The sequence below is a fragment of the Cobetia sp. Ld8 genome (assembly GCF_045066615.1).
Taxonomy (GTDB): domain Bacteria; phylum Pseudomonadota; class Gammaproteobacteria; order Pseudomonadales; family Halomonadaceae; genus Cobetia; species Cobetia amphilecti.
Genome location: NZ_JBISHF010000008.1, coordinates 489,233 through 505,445 on the forward strand (window position 1 = coordinate 489,233; position 16,213 = coordinate 505,445).

Below are 16,213 nucleotides of genomic sequence, written 5' to 3' on the forward strand. Positions count from 1 at the left end.
GCAGACGACGTTGCATGATCGGAGCACCGTCGCATCTTGCAAACGTGCAGGCAATGCCCACGTCACAGACCGTTCGGCCAGGGAATTCGGCCGATTTCGCGCCATCCACGGCAAAGGTGCCAATATAAGTCACCATGGAGATCAAGTTCAAAGTCCGTATCAGTCAGTTCGTCTGTCTGCTCGGCTCTGTATTGCTGCTGCTGGAAGCGGCACGACAGATCAGTATCGGCCTGACGCTCACTGCCCTGTTGCTGGCGGTGGGCGGCACGATGTTGCTGGTGGTCTCTCTCGCCCACGAGCTGTTCACCCTGCGCTGGTTCCGCACGCTGGTGATGCTCAGCGTCGCGCTGATCATGAGTGCGCTGGTACTGCTGGCCCCGCAACAGCACCTGATGTGGCTGTGGGGCTTTGCCGTCCTGCTGCTCTATCCGCGCCCGCGCTGGCTGGCACCGGCCTGCGCACTGATCGGGCTGGTCACCACCTGGCTGGCGCTCGCTCAGCTGGGCAGCGACTGGCTGAGTCTGGGCATCGGCATCACCGCGACCCTGATGGCGCTCGGTGCCATCGGTGGGCGACGCCAGCAGCAGGTCTGGATGCAGCTGGAGCGGCGTGGTCGGCGTGATTCCAACCGCGCTATCTGGTCACAATACCAGCTGATGCGCGACCTGCCGCGGGAAATTGCCCGTGCCGATCGCGAGGACATCCATATCGAATTGATCCTGCTCGCACCGGTCAAGACCGGTCGTCTGGCCAATCGTCGCCTGATGAACACCCTCGACAGTGCCGCGCTGCCGCATGAGACCCGCTACCAGCTCGATGACGGGGCACTGGCCGTCCTGCTGGTCACCCGCGGCGAGCGCATGGCCAGTCTGCGCCGTCGCCAGTTGATCGAGCATCTCGCGATGCCGATCCGCGCCCGCGTGCAGCCTCTCAACGACAGCGACCCCAGCGCGCTGGACCTCAAGCGCCTCAGCGCCCACCTGAGCGATGAACCGCAGCCGATCACCATGCTGCCGCCACTGCCTCGCAAGCCTGCCGATGCCGATGCCTCGTCAGACGAAACCTCGACAGACAACGCCCCGTCAGACTACGCCTCGACAGACGATGCCCCGTCAGACCATGGGCGAGACACCCTCAAACCGGCCAGCGCGGCAGACAAGGTCGCCGTGGCACCGTCGCGGGGGAATGATCACTGATGTCTCCTCTGCACAGCCTGGCCCATCGCGAGCGTCGCGAACTCGCCAATCGCAAGACACTGATCATGCTGCTGGCCGCCGCGGTGATAGCCACCTATGCCCTGTGGCGCTACCTGGTGGGCGATTTCGAGCATATCCTGACGCCGGTGCTGGCCACCTTGCTGATGGCGATTGCCGCCGGCCTCAATCACCTCGATGATGAGCAGCCGCTGCCTTCCTATCTGACTCTGATTGCCAGCTATCTGATGCTGGCACTCGAGGCACCGGGCACCTATCCGGGCATGTCGCTGTGGCTGGGGCTGCCCAGCGTGCTGACATTGCTGCTGCTGCCCCTGGCACCGGCGATGCTGCTCAATCTGGTGCTGGCACCACTGTGGCTATGGCTATTGGGCCACCAGGAAGACAACTTTGGCGAGATACTGCGCTACCTGTGTCTGCTGCTGGTGGCCAGCCAGCCGTTCGTCATCAACAGCCTGCAGGCGGGTGTCATGAGCCTGACCGCCAGCGAGGAAACCGAGTGCAATGCCTTCAACGCCCGCACCGGCCAGCAACGGCTGATCAGTGAGGCGGCGCGTGCGCGGGCGCTGGACCAACCGTTCAGCATTCTGGTCGTCTATCTGCCGCAACTGGACATGCTCGGCGAGCAGTTCGGCGAGGACAGGCGCGTCGAATGCCTGGCAATGGCCTGCGACGTGATGCAGGAGGTCTCGCGCCAGGGCGACCTGCTGTGTCGCAGCGACAAGTCGTCCTTCTGGCTGATGCTGCCCAATACCGGCGAGGCCGGAGCGCTGATCATGCGCGAGCGCCTGACCGCGGCGCTGGCAGCGGCCACACAGCCGGAAACCGGCTCCATCATTGCCCGCGCGCGCCTGGTGACGTACAAGGCCGATGACACCACCCAGAAACTCGAGCAACGCCTGCTGGCCAGCCAGCTTGCCCTGATGGATCTCAATGAATGAGCGACACCCTTGCGTCACTGCTGCATTGGCTGAACCCCAGTGTGATGATCGACACCCTGATGACCACGCTGAGCGATCACCCGGCAGCCCTTGTCGCCGTCATCGGCCTGGTCTCACTGCTTGAATCTCTCGCCATCATCGGCCTGCTGGTGCCGGGAGTGGTCATTCTCACCGCCGGCGCCTCCCTGGCCGGGCATCTCGAACTCTCGCTGCCGATATTGCTGGCCGCCGGTGCGCTGGGCGCCATCATCGGCGATGGCGTGAGCTTCTGGCTGGGCATCCGCTATCGCGATCAACTGCCCGGCCGCTGGCCCTTCTCGCGCCATCCCGAGTGGATCGAGCATGGTCAGCAGTTCTTTCATCGCCACGGCAGCTGGTCGATCGCCTTCGGGCGCTTCGTCGGCCCGGTGCGCCCGATCATCCCGCTGGTCGCCGGCATGCTCGACATGCCGCCGACGCGCTTCTTCCTGGTCAATGGCCTCTCGGCGCTGGCCTGGGCACCGGCCTACCTGCTGCCGGGCTATCTGCTGGGCCAGACCTGGCAGTCACTGTTCACCCTGCCGGAAGGGGCCGACGGCCTGCTGGTCGGCCTGGCCAGCGGCCTGATCGCCTGTGCCTTCGCCTTCTCCTTCCTGCGCCGCCAGCTGGGCCGCGAGGGCCGCCTCTATCATTGGCTGGCTCGCCGCATGCGTCGCAGCCCTTCCGGGCGGCGTCTATGGTGGCAACTGCGTCATCCCGACCCCGAGGGCGAGTTTCCGCTCGCCTCGATGGCGCTGCTGATCTTTGCGGTGATCAGCGTGCCCGCCATGAGCCTGGCGGTGCTGGCCCATCCCGAGCCGTGGTGGATCGACCGCGTGGCCGCCTCGCTGGCCGCAAGCCTCACCTCACTGATGCCCGAGGACTGGCTGCGCGAGGCAAGCCTCGTGCTGTCTCGCCTAGCCGATGGCACCGGCTTGGCGGCGCTCGTGGCTCCGTGGCTAGTGTGGCTACTGCTCAAGGGTCGCCACGCGGTGTGGCTGCATCTGACGGCCGCCTGGCTTTGCATCGCCAGCGCCAATACCGTGCTCAAGCACCTGATCCAGCGCCCGCGTCCGGATACCCCTGCCTTCCTGGAAGGATCGATGTCATTCCCCAGCGCCCATGCCGCCGGCAGCGTGGCGGTGTTCGGGCTGGCCGCCGCCTTCATTGCCGAGCGCCAGCCCTCCTCGCGACGTCGCTGGATCTACTGGGCTGCCATCGCCGCCTGTACGCTCGTCGGCCTGTCACGCATCACGCTTGGGGTCCATTACCTCAGCGATGTGCTGGGCGGTGCCTGTCTGGGCCTGCTGGTCTGTGCGCTGGTGCGCATCAGCTATCCCGCCTTCGTGCGCCAGCCCTCGGCCCCCCTGGAATCGCCAGCCCCGCTGCTGTGGTTGAGCATGGCGAGCCTGCTGCTGTTGGCGGCACGCTTCGCCTGGCTGCCGCTCTAGGCTGTCGCGATCAGACTGCTGCCGCTCAGGCCGTCGCGATAACGTTGCCGTGATAGCGCTGTAAACCGATGAGCCGCCTGAGATGGCGGCTTTATCACTACCCCCTGATGACGAGGAACCTCATGCCCGGCCCTGCTGCCCCTCCCGCCAACCAGCCCCAGGCGCTGATGTCGATTCATCTCGGCATCGCACTGCTCGGCGGTACGGCGCTGTTCTCGAAAGGCGTGCCCCTCTCGGCGCTCGATATCACCACCTGGCGCAGCCTGCTGGCGGGGCTGTTCCTGCTGTGGCTGGCGCGCCTGAAGTGGCATGTCTCGCTGCGTCTGAGCGGGCGCGACTGGGCCTTGCTGGGCATCGCCGCCGCGCTGATGGCCGCGCACTGGGTGAGCTACTTTCACTCGATGCAGGTGTCTTCCGTGGCCACCGGCATGCTGGCGCTGTTCACCTATCCCATCTTCATCGTGCTGCTGGAGCCCTGGGTGGAAGGCACGCGCCTGAAAGCGAAGGACCTGGCGGCAGCGGGACTGGTCTGCATCGGCGTCTGGCTGCTCGTCCCCGGCGGCGACAGCAGTGCGCAGGGGGACAGCCTGGCGGGAGTGTTATGGGGCGTGTTCTCGGGCCTGTTGTTCGCGGCGCGCAATCTGCTGGTGCGCTACCGTCTCAGCCACCTCAATCCGGTGCTGTCGATGGGCCTGCAGGCGCTGGGTGTCGTGGTGCTGACGCTGCCATTCGTCTCCGGCGAGATCATGGATGCCAGCCCCTCGACGGGGATCGCCATGCTGGTGCTGGCCATCGTCTTCACGGCAGCGCCGCATGCACTGATGACCTTCGCCCTCGGTGGCCTCAAGGCCAAGACCGTCGGCATGATCGGCTGCCTGCAACCCGTCTACGGCGTGCTGCTGGCATGGTTGATTCTCGGCGAGGTGCCCACCTGGCTGACGCTGGTCGGCGGCAGCTTCATCGTGGCGGCGGCAGCACTTGAGACACTGCGTCGTAGCTGAATCAAAGCCGCGCCCCTGAACGCACCAAGGCCCGCCATTGGCGGGCCTTGGTGCGTTCACAAGCTGTAATGCTTCGCTCAGTCATGCCGACATCAACCGGTCGCGAGCCAGATTCCCACGCCGATCATCAGCGTGCCGGCCACGCGGTTCATCAGGCGCACACGCGAGCCACGCCCCAGCCAGCGCGCCAGGCTGCTGCCACCGCCGGCATAGAGCAGCAGGCAGGTGAATTCCAGCGTCAGGATGATGCCGACCAGCGCGATCAGCTGCGGCGCCAGCGGCAGGCTGGCATCCAGAAATGGCGGCAACAGCGCAATGAAGAACGCCCAGCCCTTGGGATTGGCGATCGCGGTGACGAAGCCCTGTGCCGCCAGAGCACGGCGCGAGGCGCGCGGTGCCGCCGCATCCTCCCCTGCTGCCCCCAGGGCCAGGCGGCCACGTGAGCGCCACATCTGGATCCCCAGCCAGGCCAGATAGGCGCCACCCGCCAGCTTGAAGGCCGAGAACACCATCGGATAGCGCAGCATGATGGTCGCGACGCCGATCACCGCCGACACCGCCACCAGCCCGACGCCCAGCAGTTCGCCCACCATCATCCACAACGTGCGCTTGACGCCCTGGGTCATGCCCAGGGTCATCGCCAGCGTCATGCACATGCCCGGCGTCAGCGAGACCAGAAAGAATGTCGGCACGAACACCGACAACAATGACCAATTCAGCATTCCCTGCTCTCCTTGCACAGTCTGATGCAGTGCCAGAGGGATGCCTCTGACAAGCTCTCACCCGAGCGGATCGACTGACCGCCCTTCAATCGCCGCTGACATGCCCCTCGCCCCAGCGCGGCATCAGCGCATGCGAGATTCCCAGCTGGTTGAGAATGCGCGCGACGATGAAATCGATCATGTCATCGAGGGTCTGCGGGCGATGATAGAAGCCGGGCGCGGCGGGCAGGATGACGGCACCCATGCGCGTCAGACTCAGCATGTGTTCGAGATGGATGGCCGAGAACGGCGTCTCGCGCGGCACCAGAATCAGGGTGCGACGCTCCTTGAGAGCCACATCGGCGGCGCGCTCGATCAGGTTGTTGCTGGCCCCGGTCGCGATCGCGGACAGCGAGCCGGTGGAACACGGGCACACCACCATGGCGCTCGGCGCGCCGGAGCCGGAAGCCACCGGGGCCATCCAGTCCTCGCGCCCGAAGCAGCGAATCTGGCCGGGTCTGGCGGCGTAGCGCTGCGTGAGCACCTCAGTGAGACGCGCCGGGCGCGCCGGCAGCTCCTCGTCGGTCTCGGTGGCGATCACCATGTGCGCCGCCTTGGAGACCATCACCATCACTTCATGACCGGCCGCGACCAGACACTCGATCAGGCGCAGGCCGTACTGGGCGCCGGAAGCCCCGGTCAGCGCGACGGTGACCGCCGACTTGAACTCGCCCTCTGGGGCTGTCGCTTGCGTTTTCATGCTTCACCTTCACGTGCTGCCAGCGCCGCCAGAAGGCGCTCGTGGATACCGCCGAAGCCACCATTGGACATCACCACCACCCAGTCGCCGGCGCGGGATTGATTGGCGATCTTCGCGATCAGGGCATCGAGGTCCTGCTCGACCTCCGCCTCCACGCCGAGCGCGCGGCACTCGCTGACCGTCTCCTCCAATGACCAGCCAAGGCTGGGGCCCGCGAACCAGCTGACGCGGTCGGCCGCGGTCACTGAAGCCGGCAGACGCGCCTTCATGGTGCCGAGCTTCATGGTATTGGAGCGCGGTTCGATCACCGCCCACAGGCGACCGCCCTGCCCTTCGGCCGCAACGCCCGGCGCCAGGCCCTCGAGCGTGGTGGCGATGGCGGTCGGGTGGTGCGCGAAGTCATCGATGACCTTGACGCCTGCCACCTCACCGCGCAGCTCCTGCCGACGCCTGGGCGGCGCGAAGCGTGCGAGCGCCTCCAGTGCCACCGCAAGACTCACGCCGCATTCGACGGCCGCGGCCACGGCGGCGCAGGCATTGGCAACGTTGTGGCGCCCGCGCATCGCCCACTGGCACTCGACGAAGCGATCCGCCTCGCCTGAGTCATCAAACGGCGGTGCCAGCGCGAAGTGGCTGCCGTCGGCACTGATCAGGCGATAGCGCCAGTCGCCACCGGCATTCTCGATACCGCTCTCATCGCCGAAGCGCGCCACCGGCGTCCAGCAGCCTTGATCCAGCACGCGCTCCAGCGCCTCGGCTCCGGCGACGGCGTCCGCCGCGACCACCAGCTTGCCGCCTGCCGGCACGGTGCGCACCAGGTGGTGGAACTGACGCTCGATGGCGGCGAGATCCGGGAAGATGTCGGCGTGATCGAACTCGAGATTGTTGAGCACGGCGATGCGCGGACGGTAATGCACGAACTTGGAACGCTTGTCGAAGAAGGCCGTGTCGTACTCATCGGCCTCGACCACGAAGGGCGCCCTGGGATCGCCGATACGTGCGGAATCGCCCAGCTGCGGCGGCACGCCACCGATCAGATAGCCCGGCGCAAGGCCCGCGCATTCGAGAATCCAGGCGGTCATGGTCGCGGTGGTGGTCTTGCCGTGGGTGCCGGCGATGGCGATCACAGGACGGCCGGTCAGCACCTCGTCACACAGCCATTGCGGGCCGGAGGTATAGGCCAGACCACGCTCGAGCAGCGCTTCGACTTCGGGGTTGCCGCGCGAAACGGCATTGCCGACCACCGTAAGGTCAGGCGCGGGGACGAGATTGTCGGCCGCATAGCCTTCCATCAGGGTGATACCGGCCTCGGCCAGCTGTGTGCTCATGGGCGGATAGACGTTGGCATCGCTCCCCGTGACGCGATGACCGCGTGCGCGCGCCAGAAGCGCCAGGGAGCCCATGAAGGTACCGCAAATACCGATGACGTGAAGGTGCATCTGTTTCTCCAATCCGGAAGCCCGAGCAGCCTAGCATGCCCGCCAGGCGGCGAGTAGCGCGCGACCTGTCAGGGATGGACGACACCCCCAGTGGCATTCGGGCGTCGTGCAGGGGTCATGTCTTTCGGATATGATGCGGCGGGTAAGCGCCAGCCCGTTCAAGACCATGACAAGGAAGCAGAGACGAGAAGCCCATGCCCCAGCACAATGCCTTCTACGCCCAGTCCGGTGGCGTTACCGCCGTCATCAACGCCAGTGCCTGTGGCGTCATCGAAGCCGCTCGTGAAAACGGCGACCAGATCGGCAAGCTGTATGCCGGTCACAACGGCATCATCGGTGCCCTGACCGAAGACCTGATCGACGTCAGCCAGGAAAGCGACGAGAACATCGCCGCGCTGCGCCACACGCCGGGCGGTGCCTTCGGCTCCTGCCGCTACAAGCTCAAGAGCATCGAGGACCACCGTACCCAGTACGAGCGTCTGATCGAGGTGTTCAAGGCCCACGACATCCGTTACTTCTTCTACAACGGTGGCGGCGACAGCGCCGATACCTGCCTGAAGGTCTCTCAGCTGGCCGAGACCATGGGCTACCCGATCCAGGCCATCCATGTGCCGAAGACCGTGGACAACGACCTGCCGATCACCGACAACTCGCCGGGCTTCGGCAGCGTGGCCAAGTACATCGCCACCTCCACCCGTGAAGCCGGTCTCGACATCGCCTCCATGTGCGCCACCTCCACCAAGGTGTTCATCCTGGAAGTCATGGGCCGTCACGCGGGCTGGATCGCCGCTGCCGGCGCCCTGGCCGGTGAAGATGCCACCCAGCCGCCGCACATCGTCGTCTTCCCGGAAGTCGCCTTCCACCGCAAGGAATTCATGGCGCGCGTCGATGCCTGCGTCAAGGAACACGGCTACTGCGTGGTGGTGGTCTCCGAAGGTGCGCGTTACGAAGATGGTACCTTCCTGGCCGATGCCGGCAACACCGATGCCTTCGGCCACCGTCAGCTGGGCGGCGTCGCGCCGACACTGGCCGGCATGGTCAAGCAGGATCTGGGCTACAAGTACCACTGGGCGGTGGCCGATTACCTGCAGCGCGCAGCGCGTCACATCGCCTCCAGGACCGACGTCGAGCAGGCCTACGCCACTGGCCGTGCCGCCGTCGAGATGGCCCTGGCCGGCAAGAATGCCGTGATGCCGGCGATCCGTCGCCTCGGCGATGGCGCTGACTACGCCTGGGACATCATCGAGGCGCCGCTGGAGCAGATCGCCAACCACGAGAAGTTCATGCCGCTGGAGTTCATCACCGAAGATGGCTTCTACATCACCGACGCCTGCCGCGAATATCTGTCGCCGCTGATCCAGGGTGAGGACTTCCCGCCGTTCGTCAATGGTCTGCCGGCGGTCGCCAGGCTCACGCTGGCCAAGGTCGAGAAGAAGCTGACACCGTTCACGATCTGATCGCCTGACTTTGATGCGCCTGACTGGTCCGGCGCTGACACGGCCAGTTGCTGACTGACCCGGTAGCTGACTGACCCGATAGCTGACTGACCCGATAGCTGACTGACCCGGTCGATGACAGAGCCGGTAGTAGGCAGTGAAGCGAGTGTAAAAAAGCCCCGCACAGGCGACTGTGCGGGGCTTTTTGATGGCTGTCAGTTGTCATGCGGAGGGACGGGGAAATACCTCCTCCAGCCGGTAAACCGCATGCGCCTGCTGCTGACGCTGGCTGACCTCGACCATACGCGCCGCCACCTGAGCGCCACGGATCGGTCGATAGCGCTGCACGCCCGGCAAGCGGGTGAGCACCGGCAACAGATAGCGCGCCAGCGTCTCGCCCAGGCGGAACTCGCTGCGCTCCCCCACCAGCAATGACGGCTGGAAGACACTGATACGCGCGAAAGGCAGCGCCTTGATGGCCACTTCCAGCTCGCCCTTCATCCTGAGATAGCCATTGCGGCTCGCGTGATTGGCGCCGCTGGAGGAGACCAGCAGGTAGTGCGTCACTCCCTGGGCGGCCGCCAGCCGGGCGGCACTCAGTTGATGATCGATGTCGACACGCCGCTGCGCCTCGAGCGACCCCACCTGCTTGAGCGTGGTGCCCAGGCACGAGAACAGCAGGTCCACCTGAAAACAGTGGGCCCAGTCTTCCAGTCGCGCGAAGTCGACCACATGGTTCTCGACCTTGTCAGAGTCGCCAGGCGCCGGCCGGCGCGTCAGCGTGATGACTCGGGCGATGGCCTCGCAGGTGATGAGTTCAGCCACCACCTCGCGCCCCACCACGCCGGTCGCCCCGATCACGATCGCGGTCTGTCCCATACACCTCTTCCTCCCACCATGGCCTTGAGCCCCATCAGGCTCTGCGCTCACTTCAGCAGCCAGGACAGCACCAGCAGCAACAGCAGAATGCCGGCGACGCCCTGCCAGAAATTGGCCGGTTCACGTATCGCCTCCGAGGGCGTCAGCGCCTTGCCGGGGTCCTGCTGCGGCAGGCGCAGCGCGTAGAGCAGCTCAGACAGGCGGCGATAGCGCAGGGTGCGCTGCGGGTCCAGGGCGCGCCTGAGGGCGTCGTCCAGGATCTGTGGCACCTGGGGATTGCGCATGCGGGCTGGCTGATATTCCAGCAGTTCGAGGTCGGTATGGGTGCGCAGCTGCTCCATCGACTGGGCGTAGGGCTGCATGCCGGTCAGCAGCCAGTAGATCACCGAGGCCAGGCCGTATTGATCGCTGCGTCGACTGACATCGGCGCCAAGGGCATATTCCGGTGCGCTGTGCTCGGTGAGGCCGACCTGACGCGCCAGCGGACCGGCGCTCTCATGGCCATCCCCTTCACGCAGATGGCAGGCGCCGAAATCGACCAGCACCACCTTGCCATGACGGTCGATCATCACGTTGTCGGGGTGGATCAGCTGGTGCAGCACCTCACGACGATTGAGAGCATGCACGGCCTTGCCAAGCTGGCGCGCGATGTCGAGACGCTGCTCGAGATTGGCCTGCGGGTGCATGCGCGCCCATTCGGTCAGTGTCTGCGCCTCCAGATGCTCGAGCAGATAGTAGAGATGATCACGCGGACGTGACGGCTCCACCACCTTGACCACGAAGGGCGAGCTGACGCGGTCCACCACCCACTGCTGGAGCAGGAAGTGCTCGAGATAGGCATTCTTGAGCGACAGCTCCGGGCTGGGCGCCTTCATCACCATCACGCGCCGGCTCTTGAGGTCACGCACCTTGTAGACGCGTACCCGCGCGCTGCGCGACATGACTTCCATCACTTCCAGGCCATCGATGCGGTCGCCCGGCTCCAGCTCACGCGGCACCGGCAGGTCGCCATAGACGCGCCCCGGCGTATCGTCAGAGGCAGTCGCCAGGCGATCGATGCGCACCAGCTGGAAGCAGAACTGATCGGCCGTGTAGCCACGCTCATCGGCGCGGTCCGCCGCAGCATGCGCCAGGCGCTCACTGGCGGCATCGAGATCCGAGACGTCATCGCGAATCAGTGACACGAAATCGGAAGGCAGCAGGGTGCCGCGCACCGCCTGGGTGGTGAACAGGAAGATATCGCCCTGCTTGAGCGGCAGCTCGATGTAGTCGATGTCGAGGCTGACATCCATGCCCAGCGCCCGCGACGGATAACGATAGCCGCCGAGATCGGTGACATGATCGCGCGAGATCTGCTCGAACTCGCCGCCACGCAGCCGGAAGACCACCGTGTCGCCGGCATGGAACAGATGCGCCGACTGACCCCGGAAGACGACGGCGGAAATAGAGGTCACGTAACTGCCGCCCCGCACGAAGCGGCTCTGGCTGTAACACCAGCTGTTCAGCGCTCGCAGCACGCGGGTCGCGGAATACTTGACGCTCCAGTTGTCGGGCGTGGCGAAGTAATCGGCCAGAAAGCCACGCACGGCAAGATCGCCGGCCTGCTTGGCAATCGCGTTCTTGCTGGTGGTGTCCGCGATCAGCGCACAGCCGCCCTTGGCCGCCAGCGGGCCGCGCTCCAGCGGTATCTCCAGCGACATCGAGCTGCGATGACGCTTGCGGTCGGGAGCCACGAAGGCCTGACCGTAACTGAGTGAAAGCTCTGCATCCGCCAAGGCGGTCTCCTTGCGTCTCGATCCTGCCGTTACGTTTCATGCATGCGGTGGTGACGCAGCGCCAGCCGATGCTGAACGCACAATCGCCGTTGCGCCGCGCTGGACGGCCCCAAGTGTTACCCGAGTCAGCCTGCAGTGCCACCACTCGTTGGTGCAACGCAAGGCGATCGAGCGTGGCATAATGGCAAAACGGTCTGCCAGTTCGTATAATTCAGCGGAATTTTGACCCGCAGGCCTTCAACCCGCAAACCCAAGGACTCGACAATGAGTTTCGACAAGATCCCCGCTGGCAAGGAATTGCCGAACGACGTCTACGTAGCGATCGAGATTCCGGCCAATCACGCGCCGATCAAGTACGAGATCGACAAGGACATCGATGCGCTCATGGTGGATCGTTTCATGGCCACCCCGATGTTCTACCCGGCCAACTACGGCTACATCCCGAACACCCTGGCCGACGATGGCGATGCCCTCGACGCGCTGGTCGTGACCCCGTATCCGGTCGCACCGGGCAGCGTCATCCGTGCGCGTCCGGTCGGCGTGCTCAACATGAGCGACGAAGCCGGTGAAGACGCCAAGCTGGTCTGCGTCCCGCACCAGAAGCTGACCTCCCTGTACGACGACGTCCAGGAAGTCACTGATCTGCCGGAACTGCTGCGTCAGCAGATCGCGCACTTCTTCGAGAACTACAAGGATCTCGAGAAAGGCAAGTGGGTCAAGATCGATTCCTGGGACGGTGCTGATGCCGCCCGTGCCGCGATCGAGAAGGCAGCCGCTGCCTACCAGAAGGACTGAGTCCTTCTGAGGTGATGCGCGATTCAGGCATCACGATGCAAAAAAGCCCCCGTCATTGACGGGGGCTTTTTCGTTTCCGGCTCACGCCCGACACCGGTGAGGAGAACCCTCAGGCGGCATCGGGCGTCACGGGATCAGCCCTTCTCGAGCAGGCTGCGCAGGTCACTGATCGCGGAGTTGGCACGCGCGACGTAGTTGGCCATCACCAGCGAATGGTTGGCGAAGAAGCCGAAGCCGGAGCCATTGAGAATGATCGGGCTGCCGATATCGGTCTGGGTCGCTTCCAGCTCACGGATGATCTGGTCGATGGAGGTCAGCGCGTTCTTGTCTTCCAGTACGCCCTGGAAGTCATGACGCACTGCCTTGAGCAGATGGATCAGCGCCCAGGAGGTGCCGCGTGCCTGATAGAAGACATCATCGATCTCGAGCCACGGCGTCTTGATCTCTTCTTCCGTCTGGGTGCTCTTGGCCGAGGTGGCGCTCTTGTCGCCGGCCAGGCTCAGGTTGAGCTGCGACTTGCCGACACTCGCCGACAGGCGCTGGGACAGGGAACCGAGGCGATTCTCGACATCCGACAGCCAGGCCACCAGGTTGTCGGCACGCGCGTAGAACTGGCCGTTGTTCTGGGTGTCATCGCTCAGACGCTTGAGGTAGTCGCCCAGCTCACGGTTGGCGTCGGCATATTCATGCTCGGCTTCCGGCAGCATCCAGGCATTGGCATCGATGAACAGCAGGGATTCGGCCTTGCCCAGTGCCTTGTCATCGCTGGACTGGGACTGCGAGCGGCTGAATTCCTTGCGCAGCTCACGCGTCATGTCACGCACCTGCACCAGCACGCCATATTCCCAGTTGGGCATGTTGTCGAGCATCAGGCCCGGCGGGGCCACATCATTCTTGAGATAACCGCCCGGCTTGTGCAGCAGGGTATCGTTGAGTTTCATCAGGGTGGCGACGGTCGCGGTGCCTGTCGGCAGGGTCTCGAAAGCCGGTGCCTGCTCTTCACCCTCGACCTTGGCCACCGGCGCGGCCAGACCATGCACGCGAGCCAGTTCGGTGCGCGTGGCCTGATCGATGTTGAACTCGTCCGGTTCACTGCTCCAGTAGATACCAAGGCCAACGCAGACCAGCAGGTAAATGACGAACAGCCCGATCAGTGGTTTCCAGATCCAGCCATACTGAGGCGTTTCCAGCACATCGCGATTGGCGCCGCGCTTGCTGCCTTTACCGAATAGGGCCATGCGTTCTTCCTTGTATGAAGCCTTGTAGAAAAAGCCGTGTGAGAGACGAGTCAGACCTGCCTGAACGGATGTGAGCCGCGCCGATGCATCCAGCGCCGGTACTCATGACGTACGTCCTATCCTATCATGCGCCCCTGCACGTGCCAGTCGCACTCGGTGAAGTGCCGGTTCTGTGGCAAGGTGCGATGCACTCCGGATTGCGGGCTGGGCCACGGGCCTGGTCGTGGACCGAGCCGCAGGCGGGGCGAGGACCAGACTGCCACCCGCGCAGGCGGCTTCACCACTCGAGCCAATACGTCCTCACACGCCCTCACACGAGCGGGATGTCTGCTACATGGTGGCACATTCATCCGCGTGCAAGTCGTGCGCGGCGATGATGGGCCTGCTCTCGATCCAGCGCTCGCCCCCGAGCAGGATGATGGCGGCGCGAGACTGCGGTGCCTTGAGGCCTGCAGGATGTTCTTTCGGCACTGTATAAGGATGCTTCCGTGCTTCGTTCGTTCTTGAAAGTCAGCATGGCGCTGCCAACGGGCCGCGCACGCCCCTCCGCGTTCTCGCGCCTGCTGGGCCCTGAGTTGCTGGCAACCTTGCTGGCGGTCGCGCTGGTTGTCGCACAGGCGATGACGGCGCTGCCCGCCAATGCCGGTCTGTTCAGCTCAGATTCAGGCTCAAGTTCAGGCTCAAGTTCAAACGCCGGCAGCGGCTCCAGCAGTGCGGCGTCCAGCCTGTTCGGCGGCGGCAATCAGGGCGATTTCCTGCCGGTCAGTGAAGCCTTCAAGCCGCGCAGCTGGCGCGAGGGCGACACCCTGTATGTCGGCTTCACCAGTGCCGAAGGCTATTACCTCTATCGGCATCAGTTCAGCTTCTCGACCACCAGCGACCAGGTCGTGCTGGGCGACGCCGACCTGCCGCCGGGAGAGCTGAAGAACGATCCCTATATGGGCGAGGTGCATGTCTTCCATGATGCGCTGGTCATTCGTATCCCGCTGACCAGCGCCTCCACTGGCAAGGCAGTGCGTGACGACACACCGGCCAGCGGCCCGATCCCGCTCTCCATCACCTTCCAGGGCTGTGCCGATGCCGGGCTCTGCTATCCGCCGGAGACCGTCACTCTACAGGCCGGTGAGCAGAGTGCCCCTGCCCCCTTCGCGCAGCTGATGCCGACCGCCAGCCAGTCGAGCGATACGACTGCGTCGACGGTAAGCCGCACCACAACAGCCCCGATCAGCGGCACCGATGCCGGCTTCAGCGCACTGTTCGCGGATGCCAGCCTGCTGACGACTCTGGGGCTGTTCTTCCTCGCCGGCCTCGGCCTGACCTTCACGCCCTGCGTGCTGCCGATGATTCCGATCCTGAGCTCGATCATCGTCGGTCAGCGCCCCAGCCGCCCGCGCGCCTTGCTGCTCTCCACGAGCTACGCCCTGGGCATGGCCCTGACCTACGCCGCGGCCGGCACCTTGATGGGCCTGTTCGGCGCGGGGCTCAACCTGCAGGCGCATCTGCAGGCACCGGCCGTGTTGATCCCTTTCGCTGCGTTGTTCGTGCTGTTCGCGCTGGCCATGTTCGGTGCCTTCACTCTGCGCCTGCCCAGCGGCATGCATTCGCGTCTCGACGCGCTGCAAGGGCGCCTGATGAACGCCGGCCCCGGCGGCCTGGCGCTGGCAGGCGCGTTATCGGTACTCGTGGTATCGCCCTGCGTCTCGGCACCTCTGGCCGGTGCGCTGGTCTATCTTTCCGCCAGTGGCGATGCCATGACCGGCGGGCTGGCACTCTTCGCGCTGGGACTCGGCATGGGCGTGCCGTTGATTCTGGTCGGCACCTTCGGCGCCAGCCTGCTGCCCAGGGCCGGCGGCTGGATGGAGGGCATCAAGCAGGCCTTCGGCATCCTGCTGCTGGGGGTGGCGCTGTGGCTGGTGGAGCGCTTGCTGCCGGCCTCGCTGGCCGTGCTGGGCTGGGCCATTCTGGCCATCGGCACCGGCGTGGCGCTGGGGGCGCTCAGCACACAGACCCGAGGCTGGGGGCGTGCCCGTCAGGCACTGGGACTGGTCGCGCTAGGCTGGGGCATGATCAGCCTGCTGGGCGTGGCAGGCGGCGCAAGCGACCCGCTGCGCCCGCTGGCCCCCTTCACTGGCGGCACATCATCCGGGCAGGCTACCGAGACGTCACTGGACTTCACCACCGTCAGCGACATGAGCGAGCTAGAACATGAGCTGGCACTGGCCGCCAGCCGCGGCCAGCCGGTATTCGTCGACTACTACGCCGACTGGTGCATCTCGTGCAAGGTGATGGAGCGCGAGGTCTTCCCCAAGGTCGCCAGCCAGTTGCGCCAGTTCCACCTGATTCGCGCCGACGTCACCAGTACCGGGGCCGCGACCCAGGCACTGCTCAAGCAATTCGGCCTGTTCGGCCCCCCCAGCCTGCTGTTCTTCGCCGATGAACGCGAGCTCAAGGCGGCGCGCATCCAGGGGGAAGTCAACGCCAGACAGCTCGGCCAGCACCTGACAGCGGTGCTGGATCAGCTGCGCACCACCTCGCAGCGCGCGAACTGAGCGGCGTGTCTGCCAC

General features: G+C 65.2%; 13 protein-coding genes. 7 read left to right on the plus strand and 6 right to left on the minus strand.

Features of this window, described 5'->3' with window-relative positions:
• Window positions 1-134: 134 nt before the first annotated feature.
• The 4 genes from ACJJV2_RS13030 (at window position 135) to ACJJV2_RS13045 (ending at window position 4,625) form a co-directional block, all read left to right on the plus strand.
• Window positions 135-1,196: a hypothetical protein gene (locus ACJJV2_RS13030; RefSeq protein WP_405281487.1), complete on the plus strand. Its 1,062-nt coding sequence runs from the start codon at window positions 135-137 to the stop codon at window positions 1,194-1,196.
• On the plus strand, window positions 1,196-2,155 hold the full coding sequence (locus tag ACJJV2_RS13035; RefSeq protein ID WP_153635231.1) for a diguanylate cyclase domain-containing protein: 960 nt from the start codon (window positions 1,196-1,198) through the stop codon (window positions 2,153-2,155). The genes ACJJV2_RS13030 and ACJJV2_RS13035 overlap by 1 nt, the downstream gene beginning before the upstream one ends.
• Window positions 2,152-3,624, plus strand: coding sequence for a bifunctional DedA family/phosphatase PAP2 family protein (locus tag ACJJV2_RS13040; protein WP_405281491.1), 1,473 nt, complete (start codon window positions 2,152-2,154; stop codon window positions 3,622-3,624). The genes ACJJV2_RS13035 and ACJJV2_RS13040 overlap by 4 nt, the downstream gene beginning before the upstream one ends.
• Before the next feature lie 122 nt (window positions 3,625-3,746).
• A complete protein-coding gene (locus tag ACJJV2_RS13045) occupies window positions 3,747-4,625 on the plus strand; it encodes a DMT family transporter (protein WP_405281494.1) in 879 nt (292 codons plus the stop codon).
• A 92-nt stretch (window positions 4,626-4,717) separates the two neighbouring features.
• On the opposite strand, the gene ACJJV2_RS13050 is transcribed toward ACJJV2_RS13045, so the two are convergent.
• The 3 genes from ACJJV2_RS13050 to mpl all read right to left on the minus strand — a co-directional run bounded on the left by ACJJV2_RS13050 (window position 4,718) and on the right by mpl (window position 7,525).
• On the minus strand, window positions 4,718-5,347 hold the full coding sequence (locus ACJJV2_RS13050) for a LysE family translocator (protein WP_405281497.1): 630 nt from the start codon (window positions 5,345-5,347) through the stop codon (window positions 4,718-4,720).
• Between the two features lie 85 nt (window positions 5,348-5,432).
• Window positions 5,433-6,086: a flavin prenyltransferase UbiX gene (locus ACJJV2_RS13055; RefSeq protein ID WP_043331969.1), complete on the minus strand. Its 654-nt coding sequence runs from the start codon at window positions 6,084-6,086 to the stop codon at window positions 5,433-5,435.
• Window positions 6,083-7,525: a UDP-N-acetylmuramate:L-alanyl-gamma-D-glutamyl-meso-diaminopimelate ligase gene (mpl, locus tag ACJJV2_RS13060; RefSeq protein WP_405281501.1), complete on the minus strand. Its 1,443-nt coding sequence runs from the start codon at window positions 7,523-7,525 to the stop codon at window positions 6,083-6,085. Before mpl ends, ACJJV2_RS13055 begins: the two co-directional genes overlap by 4 nt.
• Before the next feature lie 194 nt (window positions 7,526-7,719).
• Here mpl and ACJJV2_RS13065 point away from each other — a divergent pair, with 194 nt between their 5' ends.
• On the plus strand, window positions 7,720-8,982 hold the full coding sequence (locus ACJJV2_RS13065) for a 6-phosphofructokinase (RefSeq protein WP_043331973.1): 1,263 nt from the start codon (window positions 7,720-7,722) through the stop codon (window positions 8,980-8,982).
• A 201-nt stretch (window positions 8,983-9,183) separates the two neighbouring features.
• Here ACJJV2_RS13065 and ACJJV2_RS13070 read toward each other — a convergent pair whose 3' ends face one another.
• Window positions 9,184-9,840, minus strand: a complete 657-nt coding sequence (locus ACJJV2_RS13070; protein WP_405281504.1) for an NAD(P)H-binding protein — start codon at window positions 9,838-9,840, stop codon at window positions 9,184-9,186.
• A gap of 47 nt (window positions 9,841-9,887) precedes the next feature.
• Window positions 9,888-11,615: a bifunctional protein-serine/threonine kinase/phosphatase gene (locus ACJJV2_RS13075; RefSeq protein ID WP_043331977.1), complete on the minus strand. Its 1,728-nt coding sequence runs from the start codon at window positions 11,613-11,615 to the stop codon at window positions 9,888-9,890.
• Window positions 11,616-11,879: 264 nt separating this feature from the next.
• Between ACJJV2_RS13075 and ppa the strand changes: the two genes are divergently transcribed.
• Window positions 11,880-12,410 (plus strand): inorganic diphosphatase, encoded by a 531-nt coding sequence (gene ppa / locus ACJJV2_RS13080; RefSeq protein ID WP_043331979.1) that lies wholly within the window; start codon window positions 11,880-11,882, stop codon window positions 12,408-12,410.
• Window positions 12,411-12,544: 134 nt separating this feature from the next.
• On the opposite strand, the gene ACJJV2_RS13085 is transcribed toward ppa, so the two are convergent.
• The gene (locus ACJJV2_RS13085) at window positions 12,545-13,648 is read right to left on the minus strand and encodes a DUF2333 family protein (RefSeq protein ID WP_405281508.1); all 1,104 of its coding nucleotides are present in this window, start codon (window positions 13,646-13,648) and stop codon (window positions 12,545-12,547) included.
• Between the two features lie 515 nt (window positions 13,649-14,163).
• Between ACJJV2_RS13085 and dsbD the strand changes: the two genes are divergently transcribed.
• Window positions 14,164-16,197: a protein-disulfide reductase DsbD gene (gene dsbD / locus ACJJV2_RS13090; protein WP_405281511.1), complete on the plus strand. Its 2,034-nt coding sequence runs from the start codon at window positions 14,164-14,166 to the stop codon at window positions 16,195-16,197.
• The last annotated feature ends 16 nt before the right edge of the window (window positions 16,198-16,213 follow it).

Coding starts and splice junctions, on each gene's coding strand:
- ACJJV2_RS13050 (WP_405281497.1), bottom strand. CDS start 5,347: ATGCTGAATTGGTCATTGTTGTCGGTGTTCGTGCCGACATTCTTTCTG.
- ACJJV2_RS13065 (WP_043331973.1), top strand. CDS start 7,720: ATGCCCCAGCACAATGCCTTCTACGCCCAGTCCGGTGGCGTTACCGCC.
- ACJJV2_RS13030 (WP_405281487.1), top strand. CDS start 135: ATGGAGATCAAGTTCAAAGTCCGTATCAGTCAGTTCGTCTGTCTGCTC.
- ACJJV2_RS13070 (WP_405281504.1), bottom strand. CDS start 9,840: ATGGGACAGACCGCGATCGTGATCGGGGCGACCGGCGTGGTGGGGCGC.
- dsbD (WP_405281511.1), top strand. CDS start 14,164: ATGGCGCTGCCAACGGGCCGCGCACGCCCCTCCGCGTTCTCGCGCCTG.
- ACJJV2_RS13085 (WP_405281508.1), bottom strand. CDS start 13,648: ATGGCCCTATTCGGTAAAGGCAGCAAGCGCGGCGCCAATCGCGATGTG.
- ACJJV2_RS13055 (WP_043331969.1), bottom strand. CDS start 6,086: ATGAAAACGCAAGCGACAGCCCCAGAGGGCGAGTTCAAGTCGGCGGTC.
- mpl (WP_405281501.1), bottom strand. CDS start 7,525: ATGCACCTTCACGTCATCGGTATTTGCGGTACCTTCATGGGCTCCCTG.
- ACJJV2_RS13035 (WP_153635231.1), top strand. CDS start 1,196: ATGTCTCCTCTGCACAGCCTGGCCCATCGCGAGCGTCGCGAACTCGCC.
- ACJJV2_RS13045 (WP_405281494.1), top strand. CDS start 3,747: ATGCCCGGCCCTGCTGCCCCTCCCGCCAACCAGCCCCAGGCGCTGATG.
- ACJJV2_RS13040 (WP_405281491.1), top strand. CDS start 2,152: ATGAGCGACACCCTTGCGTCACTGCTGCATTGGCTGAACCCCAGTGTG.
- ppa (WP_043331979.1), top strand. CDS start 11,880: ATGAGTTTCGACAAGATCCCCGCTGGCAAGGAATTGCCGAACGACGTC.